Raw genomic sequence first — 23,265 nt, forward strand, 5'->3', positions numbered from 1 at the left:
GCGGATGGCGATGGGGACAAGGGCGATTCAGAACGCGGCGCTCAGGCTGAAGCCGGCGGTGGCGCTGGATGTGCGAAACGTGGCGGGCCGCTGGAGCGGCCAGCCGAGGAAGAGGTCGTAGGCGCAAGGGCCGGCGCTGCCGCGCAGGCCGACCACCGCGCCCGTGAGGCGGCGCCCGCTCATCCAGCGGGTCGATGGGCCACCGACGCGGCCGTGGTCCAGGCCCAGGTAGGCCTCGTGCGGCGAGGCACCGAGCGACAGACCAAGCTCGTTGCGCAGCAGCACCCCGCGATCGCCGGACAGGCTGGTTTCGCCGTCGAAGCCGCGCACGGTGTAGCGCCCGCCGATGGCGAAGCGGTCGGGCGCGGGCAAGGCGGTGCCGTTGTGCTGGGCGCGCAGCGTGGTCTGCACGCGGCCGCGCAGGCCGGCGGCCCGCCATGGCGCCTGCAGGCTGGTGTCCAGCGTGGTCACGCGCAGGCGCGAGGTGCCTTCGCCATCGCTCTGCTCGGGGGCCGGCAAGGCGTTGAACGCCGCGGTTCCGCGCCGGTGCGACAGCTGCAGGTCCAGCGTGGCGCTGGCGAACGCCTGGCGGTGGAAGAGGCCCAGCTCCCAACCCCCGGTGGCGCGGCGCTGGGGCTCCACCTCGGTGCCGTCGATGGCGGTGTCGGCGCGCCGGGCCCAGGCCTTCACGGCCATGCCGGTCTTGCCCCGGGCATCGCGGCGCAGCAGCCGCGTGAGGCTGAGCTCGGCGTTGTCGCTGGTGCCGCTGTAGACGAAGTTCTCGAACGGGCCCGCCACGTTCTGGTGGTACTGGCTGTGCGCGGCGGTGAAGCCCAGCAGCCAGTAGCCCCAGGGCAGCGAGTAGTGCGCCGTGTGGCCGTTGTTGCCGCGGATGCCCGGCTCGCCGCCGCCCAGGTCGTGGTTGAGCGTGAGGTAGAACAGGTCGTTGAGCGTCAGGCCATGGTCGACGCTGAGCGTGAGGCTGGCCATGTAGCGGCCGGTGGCCCGGGAGCCGCTGTCGTCGATCGACGCGTTCAGCCGCCAGGGTTTCGCCTGCTGCCAGACGATGCGCAGATCGCTCGCGGACGCATCGTCGGCGGGCTCGATGAAGACCTCGCTCGCCACGCTGGGCAATCGCCGGAAGTTCTCCAGGCCCTGCTCGATGTCGCGCAGGTTGAGGACATCGCCCGGGCGCATCGGCAAGGCATTGCGCAGCGTGGCGCGCGGGCTGGTGCCTGCGGCGAAACGCAGGGCATGCAGCCGACCGGGCAGCACGCTCAGCACCAGCCGACCGGGCCCGAGGTCTTGCGGCCCGACCAGCACCCGGGTGGTCACGTACCCCTCGCGCACCAGCGCGCGCTGCGCACGCTCGACCGCCACCGTGATGCCTTGCGCCCCCAGGCACCGGCCGATGGCGGGATCGGGGCCGGAGACGATGTCGTCGAGCACGAAGCCGAAGCGCTCGGCATCGCCACCGGCGAGCCCCACCGAGCGGATCACCACGCAGGGTGCTTCGGCCTCAGGCCAATCGAGCGCAGGCAGCGCGAGGTCGGGCCGCTGGGGTGCGTCTGCGCGCGGTTGCAGCAGCTCGCGCTGCTGGCGGGCGCGCTCGTCGATGCGGCGCTGCTCGGCCTCGGCGCGCTCGGCGGCGGCCGGCGGGCTGGCGAGCGCGCCCTGCAGTGCGGCGAACAGGCCCAGGCACACGCCGATGCGAACGCCAATGCGCGGGGCGAATGGCCAAGCGGAAAACACGAAGCGGAACAGGCGCACGGCAAGGGAGCAAGCGGAACAAGCCGCGCATTACATGCGTTGCGCCGGGCCACAACGGGCGGGGGGTATGGGTGGGCCGCAAGGTGCGCCCAGGGCGCGGCGGCGCGTGCCCGGCCGGGTCAGCCCTGAGCGGCGATCACCGCAGGCAGCCAGCCGCGCAGGCTGTTCAAGAACGCGATCTCGCGCGCCTCATGCAGGCGCTCGCGCGGCAGCACCGCTTCGCGCACGCGGCCTTCGGCCAGCGCCACCTGCCGCCCGATGCCGGGCAGCAGCCCGCCGTCCAGCGCGGGCGTGAGCCAGCCCTCGCCCTCGAAGCGCAGCGCGACGTTGCCGCGCGTGCACTCGGTGAGCTCGCCGTCGTCGTTCCACAGCAGCGTGTCGAACACGCCGGGCGCGGCCTGTTCGGCGGCTTCGTAGGGCGCGCGCCGTGTGGTCTTGTGGCGCACGAAGGGCGAGTGCGCCGCGAGGAAGGGCCGCTCGGCCAGCACCAGGCGCACCGGCAGCGGCGTACCGGCCAGGGCGTGGGCGGTGGCCACGATGCGGCCGTCGCGCGCGCCCAGCACACGCACGCGCCAGAGGCCGGCGGGGTGCGCGCTGGCCACGGCCCGCAGCGCCTGCGCCCAGGCGGCCGCGGTCCAGGCGAAACCGAAGTGGCGCGCCGAGGCCGCCATGCGTTCGCGGTGCAGCGCCTCGTGGCGCCAGTGGCCGCCGTCGAGCGCGAGCGTTTCCAGCAGTTCGAAGGGCTCGGCCGCGCGCTGCGCGAAGGCCGCCTTGTGCTGCCATTCGCGCCATTCGCTGCGCGCGAGCGAACCGGCCGTGATGCCGCTGCCCACGCCCAGCGACAGTTCGCGGCCGCGCACGGCCACGGTGCGGATGCCCACGTTGAAGGTGGCGCCGCCGCCGGGCCGCAGCACGCCCACCGCGCCGCAGTACACGCCACGCGCGCTGTCTTCGTGCTGAACGATGCGGCGCATGGCCTGGCGCTTGGGCGCGCCCGTGACCGAGCCGCAGGGGAACAGCGCCTGCAGCAGATCGAACAGCCGCGTGCCAGGGCGCGTGCGCGCGCGCACGTCGGAGGTCATCTGCCAGACCGTGGGCAGGGCCCGCGCCTCGAACAGCGCGGGCACCTGCACCGAGCCCGGCCGCGCCACGCGCGAGAGGTCGTTGCGCAGCAGGTCGACCACCATCACGTTCTCGGCGCGTTCCTTGGGGCTGGCCTGGAGCTGCGCGGCCAGCGCCGCGTCGTCGGCCGCGTCGCGGCCGCGCGGCGCGGTGCCCTTCATGGGGCGCGTGAGCACGTGCTCGCGGTCCCAGTCGAAGAACAGCTCGGGCGAGGCGCTGAGCACCTGCTGCGCGCCCGCGTCAACGAACACCGCCCAGTCGGCAGGCTGCTCGCGCCGCAGCGCCTCGAACAGCGCGAGCGCACTGCCCTGCTGCAAGGTGCCGGCCCAGCGCGTGGTGAGGTTGGCCTGGTAGAGCTCGCCGTGTGCGATGGCCTGCAGCAGCGCCTGCACGTGGGCGTCGAAGGCAGCGCGCTCGGTGGGCGTGTCGGCCCAGGCGGCGCGCGGGGCGGGGTCATTGCCGGCAGCGGGCGCGGGACCGTCCAGCGGCGCGTCGTGCACGCCGAACCAGGCCAGCGGGCCCTGGGGCGCGTGCGTGGGCAAGGCGGCGTCGAACGCGCCCGCGGCCTCGTAGGCGAGCCAGCCCACCACCCAGGCGCCGGCCTGTGCGGCGGCCTCGGCGGCGTCGATCACCGCACGCACCTCGCCCAGGTGCGAGGCCTGCAGCACGGCGCGCGGGGCGCCGAAGTCGAGGTGGAGCGGGCCGTGGCCCGCGAGCCCGCTGGCCGCGAAGGCCAGCCGCGCGTGCACGCGCGGGGCCGGCATGGGGATCAGGCCGCGCCGATGTCGGGCACCAGCGCGCCGGCGTCGCGGCCCGCCTTGTGCGCGGCGGTGAAGGCCAGCATGCGGTCGATGGGCAGGCGCGCGCGCGGGATCAGCGCCGGGTCGACCTCGATGCGGTTGAGGCCCTTCTCGAGCACCTCGGCCACGCCGGCCAGGCCGTTCATGGCCATCCAGGGGCAGTGCGCGCAGCTCTTGCAGGTGGCGCTGTTGCCCGCGGTGGGCGCTTCGATGAACAGCTTGCCCGGGTTCTGCTGGCGCAGCATGTGCATCATGCCCTTGTCGGTGGCGACGATGAACTCGGGCGCGTCGAGCTCTTTCGCGGCCTTGAGGATGGCCGAGGTCGAGCCCACGGCATCGGCCAGCGCCACCACCTCGGCCGGGCTCTCGGGGTGCACCAGCACCTTGGCCTTCGGGTGTTCCTTCTTGAGCGCTTCGAGCTCGAAGGCCTTGAACTCGTCGTGCACGATGCACGAGCCGTTCCACATCAGCAAGTCGGCGCCGGTCTCGCGCTGGATGTAGCCGCCCAGGTGCTTGTCGGGCGCCCACAGGATCTTGTGGCCCTTGTCCTTGAGCGCGCGCACGATGTCGAGCGCGCAGCTGCTGGTCACCAGCCAGTCGGCGCGCGCCTTCACGGCCGCGCTGGTGTTGGCGTAGACCACCACGGTGCGGTCGGGGTGGGCGTCGCAGAAGGCGCTGAACTCGCCGATGGGGCAGCCGAGGTCGAGCGAGCAGTTGGCGTCGAGGTCGGGCATGAGCACGGTCTTCTCGGGGCTCAGGATCTTGGCCGTCTCGCCCATGAAGCGCACGCCCGAGACCACCAGCGTGCTGGCCGCGTGGTCGCGGCCGAAGCGCGCCATTTCGAGCGAGTCGCTCACGATGCCGCCGGTTTCGATCGCGAGGTCTTGCAGGTCGGGGTGCACGTAGTAGTGCGACACCATGACCGCGTTGCGTTCCTTGAGCAGCCGCTTGATGCGCTCCTTGAGCTCGGCGCGCTGCTTCGGACCGGGCTCCACGGGCACGCGCGCCCAGGCGTGCTGCGTGGGGCAGGCGGGCTGTTCGTATTCGACGTCGATGATGCCGGTGGCTTGGCTCATGGGGTGCCTCAGAGCGCTTCGAAGCGCATGGAGAAATCGATGGCCTTCACGTCTTTGGTGAGGGCGCCGATGGAGATGCGGTCCACGCCGGTTTCTGCAAGGGCGCGCACGGTGGACAGGTTGACGCCGCCGGAGATCTCGAGGATGGCGCGGCCGGCGTTGCGGCGCACCGCCTCGTGCAGCGTGGCAAGGTCCATGTTGTCGAGCAGCACCATGGTGGCGCCGCAGGCCAGGGCCTCGTCGAGCTGCGCCAGGGTTTCCACCTCGATCTCGACGAAGCGCGCCGCGGGCGCGGTCTCGCGCACCCGTTGCAGCACCGCGGCCACGCCGCCGGCCGCGGCGATGTGGTTCTCCTTGATGAGCACCGCGTCGAACAGGCCGATGCGGTGGTTCACGCCACCGCCGGTCTTCACCGCGTACTTCTGCGCCAGCCGCAGGCCGGGCAGGGTCTTGCGCGTGTCCACGATGGCCGCGCGCGTGCCCGCCACGGCGGCCACGTAGACCGCGGTCTGCGTGGCCACGGCCGACAGCAGTTGCAGGAAGTTCAGCGCCGTGCGCTCGGCCGTCAGCAGCGGCTGCGCGCGGCCTTCGATGGAGAGCACGGTCTGATCGGCCTCGCAGCGCGCGCCCTCGGCCACGTGCCAGCGCAGGCGGGCCTGCGGATCGAGCGCGCGCACCGCGGCCTCGACCCAGGGCTGGCCGCAGACGATCGCGCTCTCGCGCGCCAGGATGCGCGCACGCGCCGGGCGCTGCGGATCCACCAGCGCAGCGGTGAGATCGCCCGTGGCCACGTCTTCGGCCAGGGCCCGCGCCACGTCCTGCGCGGCCAGCGCGGCGAGGTCGGCGGCGTCGAATTCGGAGAGGTGTTTCATCGTGGGAAAGGGCTGGGCACCTTCATGGTGCGATGCACTATAGTCCGCCATTCTCGTTCACCGCCCGGCCCGGCACCGGTCCCAGACATGAGCAACCCCACCTCCGCCACGCCGTACGGCACCTTGCCCACCGCGTCGCCGTTGCCCGCGCGCAAGCCCGTGAGCCTGCCCCGCCTGGCCGAGATGCGCGAGCGCGGCGAGAAGATCACCATGCTCACCGCCTACGACGCGACCTTCGCGGCCGTGGCCGATGCCGCGGGCGTGGAATGCCTGCTGGTGGGCGACTCGCTCGGCATGGTCTGCCAGGGCCTGGCCAGCACCTCGGGCGTCACGCTCGAGACCATGGCCTACCACGTGGAAAGCGTGGCGCGCGGCCTGCGCCGCGTGCAGGGCACGGCCTGGCTGCTGGGCGACCTGCCCTTCGGCAGCTACCACGAATCGAAAGAGCAGGCCATGCGCAGCGCCGCCGCACTCGTGCACGCGGGCGCACACATGGTCAAGCTCGAAGGCGGCGGCTGGACCGCCGAGACCGTGCGCTTCCTCGTGGAGCGCGGCATTCCGGTCTGCGCGCACCTGGGCCTCACGCCGCAGACGGTGCACGCGCTGGGCGGCTACCGCGTGCAGGGCCGCGGCGACCAGGCCGCGCTCACGCTCAAGCGCCACGCGCTCGAACTGCAGGACGCTGGCGCCACCATGCTGGTGCTCGAGATGGTCCCCGCGGCGCTCGCCACCGAGATCACGCAGCAGCTGCCGCACTGCCACACCATCGGCATCGGCGCGGGCAAGGGCACCGCGGGCCAGGTGCTCGTGATGCACGACATGCTGGGCGTGAACCTCGGCAAGAACCCGAAGTTCGTGCGCAACTTCATGGACGGCGCCGGCTCGGTGCGCGAGGCCATGAGCAACTACGTGCGGGCCGTGAAAGACGGCTCCTTCCCCGACGACTCCCTGCACGCCTGGTGAGCGTCCCGGCACGGCCGGTCTTCCCTTCGTTTCCATGAAACTCGTCCACACCATCGCCGACCTGCGCGACGCGCTCCGGCCGTACGACTCGCCCGCCCTGGTGCCCACCATGGGCAACCTGCACGCCGGCCACCTCGCGCTCGTCAAGGCCGCCAAGGCGCGCGGCGACGTCACCGTCGCGAGCATCTTCGTCAACCGCCTGCAGTTCGCGCCCCACGAAGACTTCGACACCTACCCGCGCACCCTCGAGGCCGATTGCGAGAAACTGCAGGCCACGGGCTGCGACCTGGTGTTCGCGCCCAGCGAGCGCGAGATGTACCCCGAGCCCCAGGGCTACAAGGTGCAGCCGCCCGCCGACCTCGCCGACCTCCTCGAAGGGCACTTCCGCCCGGGCTTCTTCACCGGCGTGTGCACCGTCGTGATGAAGCTGTTCCAGTGCGTGTTCAGCGAGGCCAAGGGCCCGCGCACCGCGGTCTTCGGCCTCAAGGACTACCAGCAGCAGCTCGTGATCCGGCGCATGGTGAAGCAGTTCGCCATGCCGATCGACATCGTGGCCGGCGCCACCGAGCGCGCGCCCGACGGCCTGGCGCTGAGCTCGCGCAACGGCTACCTGAGCGAGACCGAGCGCGCCGAGGCGGTGCAGCTCTCGCTCGCGCTGCGCGCGCTGGGCCGCGACGCCCTGGCCGCGGCCGACGGCCTGGAGCGCCACCTGCCGGCGCTCGAGGCACGTGCCATGCAGGCGCTGGCCGCGCGCGGCTGGCAACCCGATTACCTCACGGTGCGCCGCCGCGACGACCTGCAGCCGCCCAAGGCCGGCGATGCGCTGGTGGTGCTGGGCGCGGCGCGCCTGGGCAGCACGCGCCTGATCGACAACCTCGAGATCTGAGCGCGCCTCAGGCGCCTTCGCTCTTGGGATCGCGCCCCATGAGCATGGCCACGGCCTGAGCGGGCCGCAGCCGGCCTTCGAGCAGGGCCACCACGGCCTCGGTGATCGGCATGTCCACACCGAGCTGGCGCGCGCGCTGCGCCACGGTGCGCGCGCTGTAGACGCCTTCGGCCACGTGGCCCAGCGAGGCCACGGCCTGCTCCAGCGTCTGCCCGCGCGCGAGCAGCAGGCCCACCTGCCGGTTGCGCGACAGATCGCCGGTGGCCGTGAGCACCAGGTCGCCCAGGCCCGACAGGCCCATGAAGGTATCGGGCCGCGCGCCCAGCGCCAGGCCCAGGCGCGTGATCTCGGCCAGGCCGCGCGTGATCAGTGCGGCGCGCGCGTTCAGGCCCAGGTCGAGGCCGTCGCACAAACCCGTGGCGATGGCCAGCACGTTCTTCACCGCACCGCCCACCTCCACGCCGGCCACGTCGTCGTTGGCGTACACGCGCAGCGTGGGACCGTGGAAGGCGGCCACCAGGGCGTCGCGCACGGCGGCGTGCGCGCTCGCGGCAACCAGCGCCGTGGGCTGGCCGCGCGCGACCTCGAGCGCGAAGCTCGGGCCGCTGAGCACGCCGGTGCGCAGCGCGGGGGCGACCCGGGCGGCGATTTCATGGCCGAGCAGGCCGGGCTGGTCGTCGGCGGGGGCGCGCTCGAAGCCTTTGCACAGCCAGGCCACGGGCGCCTGCAAACCGCGCAGGGCCGTGAGCCATTCGCGCAGGGCGGCCATGGGCGTGCCGATCACCACCAGGTCGGCGCTGGCGGCCAGGGCCAGGGCGTCGCCGCTGGTGACCTGCAAGGTGTCGGGCAGCGCCTGGCCGGGCAGGTAGCGCGGGTTCTCGCGCCGCGCCGCCAGGGTCGCGGCCTGGGCGGGGTCGCGTGCCCACAGCGTCACACGGGCCGCGCCGTGGCGCGCGGCGCCGATGGCCAGGGCCGTGCCCCAGGCGCCGGCGCCCAGCACCACGGTGTGCGGCGTTGGCGCAAGCGTCATGCGCGAACGCTCAGGTGATGATGCGCGGGGCTTCGGCCGTGTCCTGGCCGGCCTGCTGCTGCTCGTACATGGCCTGGAAGTTGATCTCGGCCAGATGCACGGGCGGGAAGCCGCCACGCTGGATCAGGTCGGCCACATTGCCGCGCAGGTACGGGTAGACGATCTGCGGGCAGGCGATGCCCATGATCGGCGCCATCTGGTCTTCGGGCAGGTTGCGGATCTCGAAGATGCCGGCCTGCTTGCACTCGACCAGGAACACCGTCTTGTCCTTGATCTTGGTGGTCACGGTGGCGGTCACGCGCACCTCGTACACGCCCTCGGCCACGGGCTGGGCGTCCACCCCGAGCTGGATGTCGACCGTGGGCTGCTCCTGCTCGAGCAGGATGGCCGGCGAATTGGGCTGCTCCAGCGAAGCCTCCTTGAGGTAGATGCGCTGGATCTGGAAGACGGGGGTGTCGGTGTCGGCCATGGTGCGTCTCGGGTGTCGGGAATGAAAAAGCCCGCTGGGGTCGTTCCCTCAGCGGGCACAGCGGCGGATTATGTCAGCCGCGGATGGCGGGCCGGCGTCAGGCCGCGGCCAGCAGCGGTGCGAGACCGCCGCGAGCGTCGAGCGCGTGCAGGTCGTCGCAGCCGCCCACGTGGGTGTCGCCGATGAAGATCTGCGGCACGCTGGTGCGCCCGGTGAGCTGGGTCATGCGCGAGCGCAGTTCGGGCTGGCCGTCGACCACGATCTCTTCGTAGTCGCTCACGCCGCGGGCCTGCAGCAGGGCCTTGGCGCGGTGGCAGTACGGGCAGTAGTCGCTGGAGTAGATGGTGACTTTGCGGGACATGCGGGCGTCTGGAGAAAAACCGGAGCCGCGATGTTCAGGCTTTTTCGACCGGCAGGTTGGCCGTGCGCCAGGCACCCATGCCGCCGGTCAGGGAATGGGCCTTCTCGTAGCCGAGCTTTTTGGCCACGGCCACGCCCTTGTTGGCGCGCGCGCCGTTCGGGCAGACGAAGATCAGCGTGCTGTTCTTGTTCTTCACCGCGGTGGGCAGCTTGGCCTCGAGCTCGTCGAGCCCGATGTGCTTCGCACCGACGATGTGGCCGGCGGCGAAGGTCTCGGCGTCGGAGACATCGATCACGACCGCCTTCTCGCGGTTCATGAGCATCACCGCGTCGTTGGCGTTGAGGGTGCCCGCGCGGCCCCCGGCCTTGACGGCGGGCCACAGCAGCATGCCGCCCGAGGCGATGGCCACGGCGATCAGGGTCCAGTTGTCGATGAAGAAGCTCACGTGTGCACCTTGGCGAATCAGCAAAGCCCGGGATTTTAGAATGCGCGGTTTGCCGCCCTGCCCCATCAACCCCGAATCCTGCGCGCCATGTACAAGCTCGTCCTGATCCGCCACGGCGAATCCACCTGGAACCTCGAAAACCGCTTCACCGGCTGGACCGACGTGGACCTCACGCCCACCGGCGTGAGCCAGGCCCTGTCGGCGGGCCAGTTGCTCAAGGCCGAGGGCTACGACTTCGACGTCGCCTACACCAGCGTGCTCAAGCGCGCCATCCACACGCTCTGGCACGTGCTCGATGCCATGGACCGCACCTGGCTGCCGGTGGTGAAGAGCTGGCGCCTGAACGAGCGCCACTACGGCGCCCTGCAGGGCCTGAACAAGGCCGACATGGCCGCCCAGTACGGCGACGAGCAGGTGCTGGTCTGGCGCCGCAGCTACGACACGCCGCCGCCGGCCCTGGAGCCGAGCGACCCGCGCAGCGAGCGCAACGACCGCCGCTATGCCCGCCTCAAGCCCGAGGACATCCCGCTGACCGAATGCCTCAAGGACACCGTGGCCCGCGTGATTCCCTTCTGGACCGAGGCGCTCGCGCCCGCGATCCAGTCGGGCAAGCGCGTGGTGGTGGCCGCGCACGGCAACAGCATCCGCGCGCTCGTGAAGTACCTCGACGGCATCTCCGATGCCGACATCGTGGGCCTGAACATCCCCAACGGCATTCCGCTGGTGTACGAGCTCGACGCCGACCTCAAGCCGATCCGCCGCTATTACCTGGGCGATGCGGAAGCCGCGGCCCGGGCCGCGGCGGCCGTGGCCGCCCAGGGCAAGGCCTGATCGGCGGCGTCCGGCCGGACCGGACGGACGTCACGCCCATCGGGAAAACGCGGCCTCCGGGATGGGGAACCCCTGCAGTGGGCCATCCTCCAAGGTGTATATTGGCCCAGCGTGGGTTTGTGGACCCGCGCGCGTTCTCGCAAAGGTGTTTTCCATGACGAACCAGGTCGCTTCCAGGCTCAAGATCGTTGGCTGGGTGGCCATCGGCGCGGTGGCCGGCGCTCTCACCACCGTGCAACTGCAGGCCGTGGCGCGCAACACGCTGGCGCCGCTGCCGCTTGAAGAACTGCAACAGCTGTCGGCCGTGTTCGGCATGGTCAAGACCGACTACGTCGAGCCGGTCGACGAGAAGAAGCTGATCTCCGAGGCCATCTCGGGCATGGTGGCCAGTCTCGACCCGCACTCGCAGTACTTCGACAAGAAGTCGTTCAAGGAATTCCGCGAAGGCACGAGCGGCCGCTTCGTGGGCGTGGGCATCGAGATCACCATGGAAGACGGCCTGGTCAAGGTGGTCTCGCCGATCGAAGACTCGCCCGCCTTCCGCGCCGGTCTCAAGAGCGGCGACCTGATCACCAAGATCGACGACACCACCGTCAAGGGCCTGAGCATCAACGAGGCCGTCAAGCTCATGCGCGGCGAGCCGCGCACCAAAGTGCTGCTCACGGTGCTGCGCAAGGACGAAGACCGCAGCTTCAGCGTGACCATCACGCGCGAAGAGATCAAGACCGTGAGCGTCAAGTCGCGCACCCTCGAACCCGGTTACGCCTGGGTGCGGGTGTCGCAGTTCCAGGAGCGCACCACCGATGACTTCGCGCGCAAGCTCGAAGACATCTACAAGGCCGACCCCAAGCTCAAGGGCCTGGTGCTCGACCTGCGCAACGACCCTGGCGGCCTGCTCGACGCCGCGGTGGCGCTGTCGGCCGTGTTCCTGCCCGAGAACGTGACCGTGGTGTCCACCAACGGCCAGCTCGAAGAGAGCAAGTTCGTCTACAAAGCCGCGCCCCAGCACTACCTGCGCCGCGGCGGCAACGACCCGGTGCGCCGCCTCACCGAGGCCACGGGCGGCATCTACAAGCGCATCCCGCTGGTGGTGCTGGTCAACGAAGGCTCGGCCTCGGCCAGCGAGATCGTGGCCGGCGCGCTGCAGGACCACAAGCGCGCCACCATCATGGGCAGCCAGACCTTCGGCAAGGGCTCGGTGCAGACGGTGCGCCCGCTCGGCCCCGACACCGGCCTCAAGCTCACCACTGCCCGCTACTACACCCCCTCGGGCGTGTCGATCCAGGGCAAGGGCATCGTGCCCGACGTGATGGTCGATGAAACGCCCGACGGCAACCTGTTCGCGGCGCTGCGCACCCGCGAAGCCGACCTCAACAACAGCCTGGGCGCCTCGCCGCACGGCCCCATGACCGACGCCCAGCGCGAGGCCGAGCAAAAGCGCGACGAGGCGCGCGAGGCCGCGCGCAAGAAGCTCGAGGAAGAAGCCAAGAAGAACCCGGGCCAGCGCCTGGTGCCGGAGTTCGGCAGCGACAAGGACTTCCAGGTGCAGCAGGCGCTCAACCAGCTCAAGGGCCGTCCGGTGCTGGTGAGCAAGTCGCAGACCGTGCGCCCCGAAGAGAAGAAGGAAAACTGATGGCCGCGGGGCCCCGGCCCTGCCCGCCATTCCACCGGCGCGAAAACGCGTGAACGACGCCCAGCTGCTGCGCTACTCGCGCCACATCCTGCTCGACGAACTCGGCGTGGAAGGCCAGGACAGGCTCCTGGCCTCACACGCGCTCGTGATCGGTGCGGGCGGCCTCGGCTCGCCGGTGGCGCTGTACCTGGGCAGCGCGGGTGTGGGCCGCCTGACCGTGGTCGACCACGACACGGTCGACGAAACCAACCTGCAGCGCCAGATCGCGCACAAGCTCGCGGGCGTGGGGCGGCCCAAGGCCGAATCGGTGCGTGAGGCGATTGCCGCCATCAACCCCGACGTGCAGGTGACGCCGCTGGTGCAGCGCGCCGATGCCGCCCTGCTCGACGCGCTCGTGCCCACGGCCGACGTGGTGATCGACTGCAGCGACAACTTCACCACGCGCCACGCCATCAACCGCGCCTGCGTGACGCACCGCAAGCCGCTGGTCTCGGGCGCGGCGATCCGGTTCGATGGCCAGCTCGGCGTGTACGACGCGGGCCAGCCCGAGGCGCCCTGCTACGCCTGCGTGTTCCCCGAGGACAGCGGCGTCGAAGAGGTGCGCTGCGCCACCATGGGCGTGTTCGCGCCGCTGGTGGGCATCGTCGGCACGCTGCAGGCGGCCGAGGCGCTCAAGCTGCTCAGCGGCATGGGCTCGCGCCTGGTGGGGCGGCTGCTCATGATCGAAGGCCGCGACCTGGCCTTCAACGAGATCGCGCTGCCGCGCCAGCCCGGCTGCCCGGTCTGCGGATCAACGGGGCACTGACAGCCCGTTGGGCGGGTTTTCGCAGGGGCCGTGTCGGCGGCGGAAATCGCGCGGCGGCTCGGGGTCGGCGTGCCCGAACAGGCCGCGCGCGGCGCGGCGCGCCGCCGCTTCTTCGTTCAGGTAGGGACCGCTGCCGCGCCACTGGTGGGCCCAGGCATGGCCGGTGCGCACCAGCCAGCGGTTCAGGTCTTCGCCCTGCAGCTGCAGGCGCACGATGGCGCGGCCGTAGGCGTCGTGCGCGCGCTGCTCCACCTGCACCGTGCGGCCCAGCACCCGCTCGGCCAGGGCGTCGCGCGCCGCCAGCCCGCCCGCCTGGCAGATCTCGGGCGCATCGATGTCGTCGAGCCGCAGCTTGCGCCAGCGCCCGCCATCGGCGGGCTGCACCCAGAGCGTGTCGCCGTCGAACACGCGCACCACGCGCGCGTCGTAGCGCTCGGGCCCGTCGGCCCGGGCCGCCAGCGGCGCGCACCCGGCGAGCAAGGCAGCCAGGAGGCAGGCGCCGCCGCGCAAGCGCGGCCGCTCAGCCCTTGCGGCCACCCATCACCAGCAACACCACGCCCACGGCGATGGCGCCGATGCCGGCCCACACCGGCACGTTCACGGTTTCTTTCTGCTTGACCGACAGCTCCACCGGGCCGAGCTTCACGGCCTCGGTGTTCTTCGTGTAGCTGAAGCTGCCCATCACCAGGCCGATGACCCCGGCCACGATGAGAACGACACCGACCACTTTGGCGAAATTCATGTCAGGCCTCCATCCAGTTTGTAGATGGCTCCGATGATGCACCAGCCGGCTCAGCGGTAGCGCGCGGCCGTGATGAACTGGCCGAAGCTTTCGCACCACACGATCACCGTGTTGAAGCGCGCGGGATCGACACCGGCCGGCAGCTCGACGATGAAGTTGTCGAAGGTCTTCACGTCGCCCACGCGCTGCATCTGCGGCTTCAGGCGCTCGAACTCGGCCTCGGTCTCGATGAACACCGGCGAGAGGTAGAGCTTGTAGTCGGGGCCGGGCGCCAGCCGCCCCTGCAGCACCACGCGCGTCGCGCTCACGCTCACCGTGCCCTCGCCCCAGTGCAACGCGTCGCTGTCTTTCAGGTCGCGCCGGAACCTGCCCGTGTGCGTGGCCCCCTGCGCGGCCGCGGCCACGGCCTGCCCGTCGGGCGCGGGCGGGGCGATCAGCAGCGGCAGGGTGTAGATGCCCGCAGCGAACCCCAGGCCCAGCACCGCGAGGTGCGAGACGGTGAGCAGCGCGGCGCGGCGCATGGCAGACCTCAGCCCTGGGCGTCGATGGCGCGCAGGCCCGCCACCGTGAAGAGCACGGCCTGTGCGGCCTCGGCACCCTTGGTGCCGAAGTGCTGCTGCAGGAACTTGCGGTGCTCCACGTGTTCGTGGAAGTGGTGTGGCGCCTGCACCGCGCAGATCACCGGCACGCCGGTCTGCAGTTGCACCTGCATGAGGGCCTGCACCACGCTCGCGGCGACGAAGTCGTGGCGGTACACACCGCCGTCGACCACCAGCGCACTGCCCACCACGGCGGCGTAGCGGCCCGACTGCGCGAGGCGCTGTGCGTGCAGCGGGATCTCGAACGCGCCCGCGACGTCGAACACGTCGATGGCCTCGGGCCCGAAACCCGCGCGTGCCATCTCGGCGAAGAAGGCATCGCGCGAGCGCTGCACGATGTCGGCGTGCCACGAGGCCTCGACGAAAGCGAAGCGCAGCTCGCGCGGCAGGCGGGGCAGTTCTGGCGGGGTGGGGGCTTGCTGGGGCATGGCGGCATTGTAGGAATCAGGCGCTGACGATCCAGCCCTCGAGCGGGTCGGCTTCGGGCAGCCCCCAGCGCGGGTGGCCCGCCTGGTGCTGGTGGCAGGCCCAGGCGGCCTGCAGCAGGCACAGCACCGCGTCCAGGCTGTCGCCGCTGGCATCGGCGGCCAGCGCGTCGGCCTGGGCGTGGCTGAGTTTGAGGCGCAGGCCCGCGGCCTGCAGCAGCGGCGCCTGGCCGTTCTCCAGCGCATTGATCAGCGTTCGGCGCGCGATCAGGCGCTCGGGCGTCTGCTTGGCCTTGTCGTCGCTCTTGTAGCTGGCGGCGCCGAGCACGCTGCGCGCGAGCAGACCCGGGTAGGCCTCGAGCGCCACGCGCGCCGGGTCGCCCGCGTGCAGGCCAGGCAGGCTCACACCCGCCTGCAGCAGGCGCGGCACCCCCGCGTGCAGCATGAAGGCCACGGGCGGGTTCACCCATTTCATGCTCGGGCTCGAGCCTGCGGGCGTGTCGGTGGCGCGGTGCGCGAACTTGCCGCCCACGGGCCGGGCGCTGCAGAACGCGGCGAAGGTGTCGCGGATGGCCACGCGCGACAGGCCCGCGTAGTGCGCCATGCAGGCGGCCCAGTCGGTGGGCCAGCCCAGGGTTTCGACCAGCTCGCGCGGCAGGCCGAAGGGCAGGTCGAAGCCGCCCACCCAGGGGCCGGGGGCGCTCAGGCGCGCCGACCAGGCGTCCAGCGAGTCGAAGCGCTCGATGGCATCGAGCACCACGCGGCCGCGGTCGCTGCGGCCCACGGCGAGCACCACGGGCTTGCGGCGAGTGGGCGCGCTCGTGAAATCACAGCCCAGGAGTTGCCACGTCATGATCGGATCAGGCCAGGCCGAGCGCCACCACGCCCAGCGCGATGCAGACCGCACCCACCAGGCGCAGCGCGCGGTCGCCTTCGCGCAGCAGGTGGCCGCCGATCAGGGCGGCGAACAGCATGGAGACCTCGCGCGCGGGCGCCACGTGCGACAGCGGCGCGCGCTGCATGGCGAACAGCACCAGCACGTAGGCGATGGGGCTGAACACCGCCACCAGCAGCGCGTGTTTCCATTGCAGGCGCCACAGCCGCAGCGCCTCGGGGCGGTCGCGCAGCACCACGGGCAGGAACAGCACCACGCGCACCAGGTTGCCCATGTAGTCGACCAGGATGGGCGACATCAGCAGCACCTTCACGGCATAACCGTCGACCACCGAATAGCCCGCGATGAAGACCCCGGTGAGCGCGCCGTAGGCGATGCCCTTGTGCACGCGCTCGCGCGCCGCCGGGTCGTGCGCGGCGCGCCACAGGCCCGGGCCGCCCGCGATCAGAAACACGCCCCCGACAACGGCCAGCAGGCCCAGCGCGCCCAGGCCGCTCAGCGATTCGCCGAGGAACAGCACCGCGACCAGCGCCGTGACCAGCGGCCCGCTGCCACGCGCCAGCGGGTAGACCACGGTGAGGTCGGCGCGCCGGTAGCCCCGCAGCAGGGTGATGAAATAGAAGACGTGGATCACGCCGCTGGCCACCACCATGGCCCATTCGATCGCACCCCACTGCCCCACCACGCCGCGCGCGAACCACAGGCCCACGGGCAGCCATACCAGGGCCACCAGCACCGAGGAAAAGAAGGCGAAGCGCGCGTCGCCGCCGGCGTGCTTGGCGGCGATGTTCCAGCCGGCGTGGATCAGGCCGGCCAGCAGGATGAGCAGGAAGGCGTCGACCGGCATCGCGCCCGGCGCGGGTCAGGCCTTCCGCCGGGCCGCCCCAAGGGAGGCCTGCGCCCCCTCGGGGGGCAGCGACGACACGAAGTGCGGAGCGTGGGGGCCCACGTTCACGCGCGGCCGATGATGCTCGCCGTGGCCATCAGCTCTTCGAGCAGCGCGAGCGAGACCGCGCCCGACACCGCGTAGGGATCGAACTCGGGGCGCTCGGAGTACTTGAGCACGATGGAGGTGTTGAGCTTGGCCAGGTTCACCTGGCCCATGGTCCAGCCGCCGAAGCGGCGCTCGGTGATTTCCTGGTAGTGCAGCAGCACCACGTCGGTGTGGCGCTTGTCGGCCACGATGTGGTTGTAGAGCGTGTTCACCGCGGCGCGGCCGCCCTCGATGGCCTGCAGGAAGATGCCCCCGCCGTAGCACAGCACACCGGTGATGCCGTTGGACACGTTGTGGTGGCGGGATTGGTCGAGGATGCTTTCGATGGCCCGCGCGTCCTTGTCGGTGGCACGGCTGACGTAGAGCAGGCGGACGAGCATGGTGGTGTCCCGGGATTCGGCGGGGTTCAGCGGGGAACGAGGGCAAGGAATTCGCGGCGCAGGTTGGCGTCTTTGAGGAACACGCCGCGCATGACCGAGTTGATCATCTTGCTGTCCATGTCCTTCACGCCGCGCCAGGCCATGCAGTAGTGGCTGGCTTCCATTACCAGCGCCAGGCCGTCGGGCTGGGTCTTTTCCTGGATCAGGTCGGCGAGCTGGATCACGGCCTCTTCCTGGATCTGCGGGCGGCCCATGATCCACTCGGCCAGGCGCGCGTACTTGGACAGGCCGATGACGTTGGTGTGCTCGTTGGGCATCACGCCGATCCACAGCCGGCCGATCACCGGGCAGAAGTGGTGGCTGCAGGCGCTGCGCACCGTGATCGGGCCCACGATCATGAGCTCGTTGAGGTGCTCGGCGTTGGGGAATTCGGTGACCGACGGACCCTTGATGTAGCGGCCCGCGAAGACCTCCTTGAGGTACATCTTGGCCACGCGGCGCGCGGTGTCGCCGGTGTTGTGGTCGCTCTCGGTGTCGATCACCATCGACTCGAGCACGCCCTGCATCTTCTGCGTGACCTCGTCGAGCAGCTGCTCGAGCTCGCCGGGCTGGATGAACTCGGCGATGTTGTCGTTGGAGTGGAAGCGGTGGCGCGCGGCCTTGAGCCGCTCGCGGATCTTCACGGAGACGGGCACGCCCTCTTCATCGCCGCGGGGCGCGGGGCCGGGGGACTGGTCGGGGTCGGTCTTCATGAGCATGGGCGATGCTATCACCCGCCCCTTCAGGCCCGGTGTTTCAGGGGGCATTCGGGCCCGGCGCGAGCAGGGCCTCGAGGTCGGCCAGGGTGTTGGCCTCGTGCAGCGGCTTGTCTTCGCGCAGGCGCAGCATGCGCGGGAAGCGCAGCGCCACACCGCTCTTGTGGCGCGGGCTGCGCGCGATGCCTTCGAAGGCCAGCTCGAACACCAGGGTGGGCCGCACACTGCGCACCGGGCCGAATTTTTCGAGCGTGGTCTGGCGGATCACCGCGTCGACCGCGCGGAATTCGGCGTCGGTGAGGCCCGAGTAGGCCTTGGTGAAGGCCACGAGCTGCAGGCCCTCGGGGTCGGCCGGGCGGCGCTCGGCGATGGCCTGCACCACGGCCTGCGCTTCGGCGGCGTCGCGCGGCCGGCGGTTCCAGACCGCGAAGGTGTAGTCGGTGTAGACCGAGGCGCGGCGGCCGTGGCCGGCCTGGGCGTAGATCAGCACGCCGTCCACGGTGAGCGGGTCGATCTTCCACTTCCACCAGGCCAGCCGCTCGCCCTCGCCCGCGCGTTTGACGCGGCCCGTGCCGTAGGCGCTCTCGCGGTGCTTGAGCATCAGGCCCTCGACGCCGAGTTCGCGCGAGCGCGCGCGCTGCGCCGCGAGCGTGGCCCAGTCACCGGCCTGGACCAGCGGCGACAGCGGCAGCGGCGGCACCCGCCCGGCCGCGAAGGCCTCGAGCGCGGCGCGGCGCGTGTGCTGGGGCAGCGCGCGCTGATCGCGGCCCTGGTCTTCGAGCAGGTCGTAGGCGATGAAGCCCACGGGCGCGGCCGCGAGCACCTTGGGGCCCAGGGTCTTGCGGCCGATGCGCTGCTGCAGCAGCGCGAAGGGTGCGGGCCGGCCCGCATGGTCAGCGCCCGCGAGCGGCTCGCCCTGCGCGTCCCAGGCCAGGATCTCGCCGTCGACCACGGTGCCGTCGGGCCAGCCCGCGGCCAGCCGCACGAGCTCGGGGAAGCGATCGGTCATGAGCTCTTCGCCGCGCGACCAGACCCAGACCTGGCCTGCGCGCTTGACGATCTGGCCGCGGATGCCATCGAACTTCCATTCGGCCAGCCAGTCGCGCGCCTCGCCCAGCGCGAGCGCCGGGTCGCCCGCGAGCGGGTGCGCGAGGAAGAAGGGGTGGGGCTGGCTGGGCTCGCGCGCTTCGGCCCGGTCGGCGTCGGCCGGCGCCACCAGGGCCTGCCAGGCGGCGGCCGTGGGCGCGCGCTTGCTGTCGGTGTAGCCCATCATGCGGGCCGCCACGAGCTTGGCGTCCAGCCCCGCGTGCTCGGCGATGGCGCGCTGCACCAGCAGCTTGCTCACGCCCACGCGGAAACCGCCACCGACCAGCTTGACCAGCAGGAAGCGGCCCATGGCGTCGAGCTCGCGCCACCAGGCCGTGAGCGCCTCGGCCACGCGGGCCTCGTCGGCGCCGCGCAGCGGCAGCAGGCGCTGCTGCATCCAGCCGTCCAGGCCCAGGTCGGGCGCGGGCGCGCTGGGCGCGGGCAGCACCAGCGAAATGGTTTCGGCGAGGTCGCCCACCGCCTGGTAGCTGGCCTCGAACAGCCATTCGGGCAGGCCCGAGGCCTGCAGCGCCACGGCCTTGAGCTGCGCGGTGCGGATCAGCTGGCGCGGCTTGCCGCCGGCCAGGAAGTACACGGCCCAGGCCGCGTCTTCGGCCGGCGCCTCGCGCAGGTAGCGCACCAGCGCGGCCACCTTGTCGTTGGTGGCGGTGCTGGCGTCGAGCTCGGCGAACAGGGCGGCAAAGCGCTTCATGGGCGATCCGGCGCCGAGCCGCCCCAAGCCGGATCAGCCCCCTCGGGGGGCAGCGACGACACGAAGTGCGGAGCGTGGGGGCTCATGCCTCGTCGCCGTACTCGGTCTCGAAGGACTCGGCCTGCAGGCCCTGCTCCTGCAGGTAACGCACCAGCACCGGCACGCTGCCGTGCGTGACGATCACGCGCTCGGCCCCGCTGGCGCCGATGGCCGAAAGCAGGCCGGGCCAGTCGGCGTGGTCGCTGAGCACGAAGCCGCGGTCCTGGCCGCCGCGGCGGCGCCAGCCGCGGATCTGCATCCAGCCGCTGGCGAAGGCGTCGCTGACGTCGCCGAAGCGGCGGATCCAGGGCGTGCCCACGGCGCTGCCCGGGCACAGCACCAGCGCGCGCTGCAACGTGGCCTTGTCGCTCACCTCGGTGACCAGCCGGGTCTCGGGCAACGGCACACCCGCTGCGCGGTACGCGCGGTTGAGCGGCTCGACCGCGCCGTGGCACACGATGGGGCCGATGGAGGCGTCGACGTTGGCCAGGATGCGCTGCGCCTTGCCCAGGCTGTAGCACTGCAGCACGCTCGCGCGGCCGGCCTCGGCGTTGCGCGCCCACCAGGTGTTGATCTCCGCGAACAGCTCGGCGTCGGGCCGCCAGCGGTAAATCGGCAGGCCGAAGGTGGATTCGGTGATGAAGGTGTGGCAGCACACGGGCTCGAAGGGCGCGCAGGTGCGGTCGGGCACGGCGCCCGCGGGCGTGGTGCGGTAATCGCCGCTGGCCACCCACACGCGGCCTTCGTGTTCCACACGCACCTGGGCCGACCCCAGCACATGGCCCGCGGGGTGCAGCGAGATGCGCACCCCGTTGTGCACCACGGCCTCGCCATAGGCCAGGGTCTGCAGCGCGATGCCCTCGCCCAGGCGCGAACGCAGCAGCCCTTCGCCGGGTGCAGCGGCAAGGTAGTGGCCGTGGCCGGGCCGCGCGTGGTCGGCGTGCGCGTGGGTGATCACCGCGCGGTCCACGCGGCGCCAGGGGTCGATGTGGAAATCGCCGGGCGGGCAGTACAGGCCCTCGGGGCGCTGGACGATCAGGTCCATGGCCGGCCTCAGTAGCGGTGCCCGGTGAGGAACAGCAGCGTGCGCATGATGCCGAAGGCCATGCGGTCGAGCAGCCGGTCGTGCCAGCGCCGCGCGTTGAGCGCGGCCGCGTCCACCGGCGTGCTGCGGTGGCACACGATGTCGTCGAGGCAGTCGTGCAGCAGCGCGCCGAAGCGGCGGTCGATGGTGACCACGTTGGCCTCGCGCGCGAGCAACAGCGACAGCGGGTCGAGGTTGGTCGAGCCCACGGTGGCCCAGCGCTGGTCGATCACCGCCACCTTGGCGTGCAGCGCGCTCGGCGCGTACTCGCAGACCTCGATGCCCGCGTTGACCAGGCGCTTGAACACCGGCCGCGCCGCGCGGTACTGGAAGAAGTTCTCGTAGCGCCCCTGCAGCAGCAGCCGCACACGCACGCCGCGCTCGCGCGCCTTGAACAAGGCCTTGCGCAGCTTGCGGCCCGGGATGAAGTAGGCGTTGGCGATGATGATGTGCGCGCGCGCGTCGCCGATGGCCTTGAGGTAGGCGCGCTCGATGTCGTGGCGGTGCGAGACGTTGTCGCGCAGCAGCAGCGCGGCGCGCGCGTCGTCCACGCCCACGAGCGAGCTGCCGGCGTCCGTGTCTTCTTCGCCGGCCAGGCCGCGCGCGCGCGCTTCGAGCTTGCGCAGCAGCTTGGAAAAGTCGCCCACGGGGCTGGAGCCGCGCAGCGCGCTCCAGGCCGCGGCGAAGGCGCGCTGGCGCACCTCGCGCGTGGCCTGCATGCGCCACCAGAGCTGCTCCATGGTGGCGACCATGTCGGCCACCAGCGGGCCGGCCACGCGCAGCGCGTAATCGAGTCGCGGCTCGTCGAGCCGGCCCAGGGCCACGTCGTCGCGGTCGTCGATGAGGTTGATGCCGCCGCAGAAACCCACCGTGCCGTCGACCACGCAGAGCTTGCGGTGCAGGCGGCGCCAGCGGCTGGGCAGCAGCAGGCCCAGGCGGCCCAGTGGCGCGTAGATGCGCCACTGCACGCCGGCGGCGTCGAAGCGGCGGGCCCACGCCTCAGGCACCGCGGGCGTGCCCACGCCGTCGACCACCAGGCGCACCGCGACGCCGCGGCGGGCCGCTCGTTCGAGCGCCTCGGCGACCTGCAGCGCCGAGCCCGCGAACTCGAAGATGTAGGTTTCCAGGTGCACCACCTGGCGCGCCGTGTCCATGGCCTCGACCAGGGCCGGAAACAGCTCGTCGCCCCCGCGCAGCAGCAGCAGCTGATGGCCCTCCTGCAGGTTCGAATGCCCGTGTCTCACGCCGCGAGTTCCAGGTCCGCGATCAGGGGCAGGTGGTCGGACATGCGCCGCCAGGCCATGCCGTGCGGCACGTGCGCCGACACGGGGCGCAGGCCGCGCGCGAAGATGCGGTCGAGGTGCAGCAGCGGCAGGCGCGAGGGATAGGTGGGCAGCCGGATGCCCTCGAAGGTGTGCAGGTCCAGCGCGGCCATGGGCTTGAGCAGCTGCGCGCTCCAGTCGTTGAAATCGCCCGCCACCACCAGCGGGGCATCGGGCGGCACCTCGCGGGCAATGAACTGGCCCAGGCGCTGCACCTGCCGTTCGCGGCTCGCGTGGATCAGCCCCAGGTGCACCACCACCACGTGCACGCCCACGCCCTCGACCAGCAGCTGCGCGTGCAGCAGGCCGCGCTGCTCGAAGCGGTGGTCGGACACGTCGGCATGGCCCACGCTGATCACCGGCCAGCGCGAGAGCAGCGCGTTGCCATGCTCGCCGTGCCGCGTGACCGCGTTGGTGCGGTAGACCGATTCGTAGCCCTCGGGCGAGAGGTAGCCGGCCTGGTCGAGTTCGGGCCAGCGCGTGAAGTAGCGTTCGAACTTGCGGTGGTGGCTGCGCACCTCCTGCAGGCAGACGATGTCGGCGTCGAACTGCTCGACCGCGTGCGCGAGGTTGTGGATTTCGAGCCGGCGCGCCGGCCCCAGGCCCTGCACGCCCTTGTGGATGTTGTACGTGGCCACGCGCACGATGCTCATGCGCGGAATGATCGCACGCACCGCCCGCCCCTTGGGCGCCGGGGGGCGGTCAGTGCAGGGGCGGCTGCAGGCTGATGGTGACGTGGGTCAGGCGCGTCTCGCTCCGGCCCTGGTCCAGGTAGGCAAAGGCCTCGCGGCCGACGAAGCCGGGCAGCGGGTGGTAGGCGAAGCCGCCGCCCTCGGTGAGCCGCACGCGCTCGCGCAGACCGCCCGGGGCCGCGGCCCAGCCGGGCGCACCCGCCGGTTCGATCAGCACCAGGGCATCGTCTTCGTCCTGCAGCCAGTCTTGTGCGGGGCGCTGGTGCACGCCGAGCGTCACGCGGCGGCAGGCGCCGTCGCCGAGCCGCCACTCGAAGACCGCGACCTGCAGCCCCGGGCGCCGCGGATCGGGCCGGAAGCGCAGCACGTCGCCGCGCACCAGGCGCATGCGCCCGGCCGAGATCCAGGGCAGTGAGAGCAGGTGCGGGTCGTCGCGCGCGGCGGCCGAGGCGGATTCGGGCATCGTGAGCATGGCCG

Annotated in this window: 26 protein-coding genes; 5 read left to right on the forward strand and 21 right to left on the reverse strand. The window is 71.7% G+C overall.

What is annotated here, in order from left to right; translation table 11 throughout:
• Positions 1-27: 27 nt before the first annotated feature.
• The 4 genes from WDZ95_RS04475 to nadC form a co-directional block, all read right to left on the reverse strand.
• Positions 28-1,770: a ShlB/FhaC/HecB family hemolysin secretion/activation protein gene (locus tag WDZ95_RS04475; protein ID WP_425776524.1), complete on the reverse strand. Its 1,743-nt coding sequence runs from the start codon at positions 1,768-1,770 to the stop codon at positions 28-30.
• 119 nt (positions 1,771-1,889) lie between these two features.
• Positions 1,890-3,656: an aminodeoxychorismate synthase component I gene (gene pabB, locus WDZ95_RS04480; RefSeq protein ID WP_425776526.1), complete on the reverse strand. Its 1,767-nt coding sequence runs from the start codon at positions 3,654-3,656 to the stop codon at positions 1,890-1,892.
• Between the two features lie 5 nt (positions 3,657-3,661).
• Positions 3,662-4,768 carry a quinolinate synthase NadA gene (nadA, locus tag WDZ95_RS04485; RefSeq protein ID WP_425776528.1) on the reverse strand — a complete coding sequence of 369 codons (1,107 nt, stop codon included), beginning with the start codon at positions 4,766-4,768 and terminating at the stop codon, positions 3,662-3,664.
• Positions 4,769-4,776: 8 nt separating this feature from the next.
• A complete protein-coding gene (nadC, locus tag WDZ95_RS04490) occupies positions 4,777-5,640 on the reverse strand; it encodes a carboxylating nicotinate-nucleotide diphosphorylase (protein WP_425776530.1) in 864 nt (287 codons plus the stop codon).
• 87 nt (positions 5,641-5,727) lie between these two features.
• On the opposite strand from nadC, the gene panB reads away from it, so the two are divergent.
• Positions 5,728-6,603 (forward strand): 3-methyl-2-oxobutanoate hydroxymethyltransferase, encoded by an 876-nt coding sequence (gene panB / locus WDZ95_RS04495; protein ID WP_166230599.1) that lies wholly within the window; start codon positions 5,728-5,730, stop codon positions 6,601-6,603.
• A 34-nt stretch (positions 6,604-6,637) separates the two neighbouring features.
• Complete coding sequence (panC, locus tag WDZ95_RS04500; RefSeq protein ID WP_425776532.1) at positions 6,638-7,489, forward strand: pantoate--beta-alanine ligase; 852 nt, start codon at positions 6,638-6,640, stop codon at positions 7,487-7,489.
• A 7-nt stretch (positions 7,490-7,496) separates the two neighbouring features.
• Here panC and WDZ95_RS04505 read toward each other — a convergent pair whose 3' ends face one another.
• From WDZ95_RS04505 to WDZ95_RS04520, 4 genes are all read right to left on the reverse strand, one after another.
• Positions 7,497-8,519, reverse strand: a complete 1,023-nt coding sequence (locus WDZ95_RS04505; protein ID WP_425776534.1) for an NAD(P)H-dependent glycerol-3-phosphate dehydrogenase — start codon at positions 8,517-8,519, stop codon at positions 7,497-7,499.
• A 10-nt stretch (positions 8,520-8,529) separates the two neighbouring features.
• On the reverse strand, positions 8,530-8,988 hold the full coding sequence (gene secB / locus WDZ95_RS04510) for a protein-export chaperone SecB (protein WP_166230593.1): 459 nt from the start codon (positions 8,986-8,988) through the stop codon (positions 8,530-8,532).
• A 97-nt stretch (positions 8,989-9,085) separates the two neighbouring features.
• A complete protein-coding gene (gene grxC, locus WDZ95_RS04515) occupies positions 9,086-9,349 on the reverse strand; it encodes a glutaredoxin 3 (protein ID WP_287467996.1) in 264 nt (87 codons plus the stop codon).
• A 34-nt stretch (positions 9,350-9,383) separates the two neighbouring features.
• A complete protein-coding gene (locus WDZ95_RS04520) occupies positions 9,384-9,794 on the reverse strand; it encodes a rhodanese-like domain-containing protein (RefSeq protein ID WP_166230589.1) in 411 nt (136 codons plus the stop codon).
• A gap of 87 nt (positions 9,795-9,881) precedes the next feature.
• On the opposite strand from WDZ95_RS04520, the gene gpmA reads away from it, so the two are divergent.
• From gpmA to WDZ95_RS04535, 3 genes are all read left to right on the forward strand, one after another.
• The gene (gene gpmA, locus WDZ95_RS04525; RefSeq protein ID WP_166230587.1) at positions 9,882-10,625 is read left to right on the forward strand and encodes a 2,3-diphosphoglycerate-dependent phosphoglycerate mutase; all 744 of its coding nucleotides are present in this window, start codon (positions 9,882-9,884) and stop codon (positions 10,623-10,625) included.
• 154 nt (positions 10,626-10,779) lie between these two features.
• On the forward strand, positions 10,780-12,258 hold the full coding sequence (locus WDZ95_RS04530; RefSeq protein ID WP_166230585.1) for a S41 family peptidase: 1,479 nt from the start codon (positions 10,780-10,782) through the stop codon (positions 12,256-12,258).
• Between the two features lie 49 nt (positions 12,259-12,307).
• Positions 12,308-13,063 (forward strand): HesA/MoeB/ThiF family protein, encoded by a 756-nt coding sequence (locus WDZ95_RS04535; RefSeq protein WP_425776537.1) that lies wholly within the window; start codon positions 12,308-12,310, stop codon positions 13,061-13,063.
• On the opposite strand, the gene WDZ95_RS04540 is transcribed toward WDZ95_RS04535, so the two are convergent.
• The 13 genes from WDZ95_RS04540 to WDZ95_RS04600 all read right to left on the reverse strand — a co-directional run bounded on the left by WDZ95_RS04540 (position 13,049) and on the right by WDZ95_RS04600 (position 23,260).
• Positions 13,049-13,543 (reverse strand): thermonuclease family protein, encoded by a 495-nt coding sequence (locus WDZ95_RS04540; RefSeq protein WP_425776539.1) that lies wholly within the window; start codon positions 13,541-13,543, stop codon positions 13,049-13,051. The two genes, WDZ95_RS04535 and WDZ95_RS04540, sit on opposite strands and share 15 nt — an antisense overlap.
• A gap of 40 nt (positions 13,544-13,583) precedes the next feature.
• On the reverse strand, positions 13,584-13,805 hold the full coding sequence (locus WDZ95_RS04545; protein ID WP_166230579.1) for a hypothetical protein: 222 nt from the start codon (positions 13,803-13,805) through the stop codon (positions 13,584-13,586).
• Positions 13,806-13,855: 50 nt separating this feature from the next.
• Positions 13,856-14,326 (reverse strand): DM13 domain-containing protein, encoded by a 471-nt coding sequence (locus tag WDZ95_RS04550; RefSeq protein ID WP_425776541.1) that lies wholly within the window; start codon positions 14,324-14,326, stop codon positions 13,856-13,858.
• Between the two features lie 8 nt (positions 14,327-14,334).
• The gene (locus WDZ95_RS04555) at positions 14,335-14,832 is read right to left on the reverse strand and encodes a 6,7-dimethyl-8-ribityllumazine synthase (protein WP_166230575.1); all 498 of its coding nucleotides are present in this window, start codon (positions 14,830-14,832) and stop codon (positions 14,335-14,337) included.
• 16 nt (positions 14,833-14,848) lie between these two features.
• Positions 14,849-15,682, reverse strand: a complete 834-nt coding sequence (locus WDZ95_RS04560; RefSeq protein ID WP_425776543.1) for a DUF429 domain-containing protein — start codon at positions 15,680-15,682, stop codon at positions 14,849-14,851.
• Between the two features lie 7 nt (positions 15,683-15,689).
• Positions 15,690-16,571 (reverse strand): EamA family transporter, encoded by an 882-nt coding sequence (locus tag WDZ95_RS04565; RefSeq protein WP_425776545.1) that lies wholly within the window; start codon positions 16,569-16,571, stop codon positions 15,690-15,692.
• Positions 16,572-16,675: 104 nt separating this feature from the next.
• Entirely contained in the window at positions 16,676-17,098 is a 423-nt protein-coding gene (locus WDZ95_RS04570) for a BLUF domain-containing protein (RefSeq protein WP_166230569.1), read from the reverse strand.
• A gap of 26 nt (positions 17,099-17,124) precedes the next feature.
• Positions 17,125-17,856 (reverse strand): GTP cyclohydrolase I, encoded by a 732-nt coding sequence (gene folE / locus WDZ95_RS04575; protein WP_425776547.1) that lies wholly within the window; start codon positions 17,854-17,856, stop codon positions 17,125-17,127.
• A gap of 37 nt (positions 17,857-17,893) precedes the next feature.
• Complete coding sequence (locus tag WDZ95_RS04580) at positions 17,894-19,651, reverse strand: ATP-dependent DNA ligase (RefSeq protein WP_425776549.1); 1,758 nt, start codon at positions 19,649-19,651, stop codon at positions 17,894-17,896.
• Positions 19,652-19,733: 82 nt separating this feature from the next.
• The gene (locus tag WDZ95_RS04585) at positions 19,734-20,735 is read right to left on the reverse strand and encodes a ligase-associated DNA damage response exonuclease (protein ID WP_425776551.1); all 1,002 of its coding nucleotides are present in this window, start codon (positions 20,733-20,735) and stop codon (positions 19,734-19,736) included.
• 8 nt (positions 20,736-20,743) lie between these two features.
• Positions 20,744-22,018, reverse strand: coding sequence for a cardiolipin synthase ClsB (gene clsB, locus WDZ95_RS04590; RefSeq protein ID WP_425776553.1), 1,275 nt, complete (start codon positions 22,016-22,018; stop codon positions 20,744-20,746).
• Entirely contained in the window at positions 22,015-22,749 is a 735-nt protein-coding gene (locus tag WDZ95_RS04595; protein ID WP_166230563.1) for an endonuclease/exonuclease/phosphatase family protein, read from the reverse strand. Before WDZ95_RS04595 ends, clsB begins: the two co-directional genes overlap by 4 nt.
• A 49-nt stretch (positions 22,750-22,798) precedes the next feature.
• A complete protein-coding gene (locus WDZ95_RS04600; protein WP_425776555.1) occupies positions 22,799-23,260 on the reverse strand; it encodes a hypothetical protein in 462 nt (153 codons plus the stop codon).
• Positions 23,261-23,265: the final 5 nt, after the last annotated feature.

The organism is Hydrogenophaga sp. T2 (assembly GCF_049843535.1).
GTDB classification, from domain to species: domain Bacteria; phylum Pseudomonadota; class Gammaproteobacteria; order Burkholderiales; family Burkholderiaceae_C; genus Hydrogenophaga; species Hydrogenophaga crocea.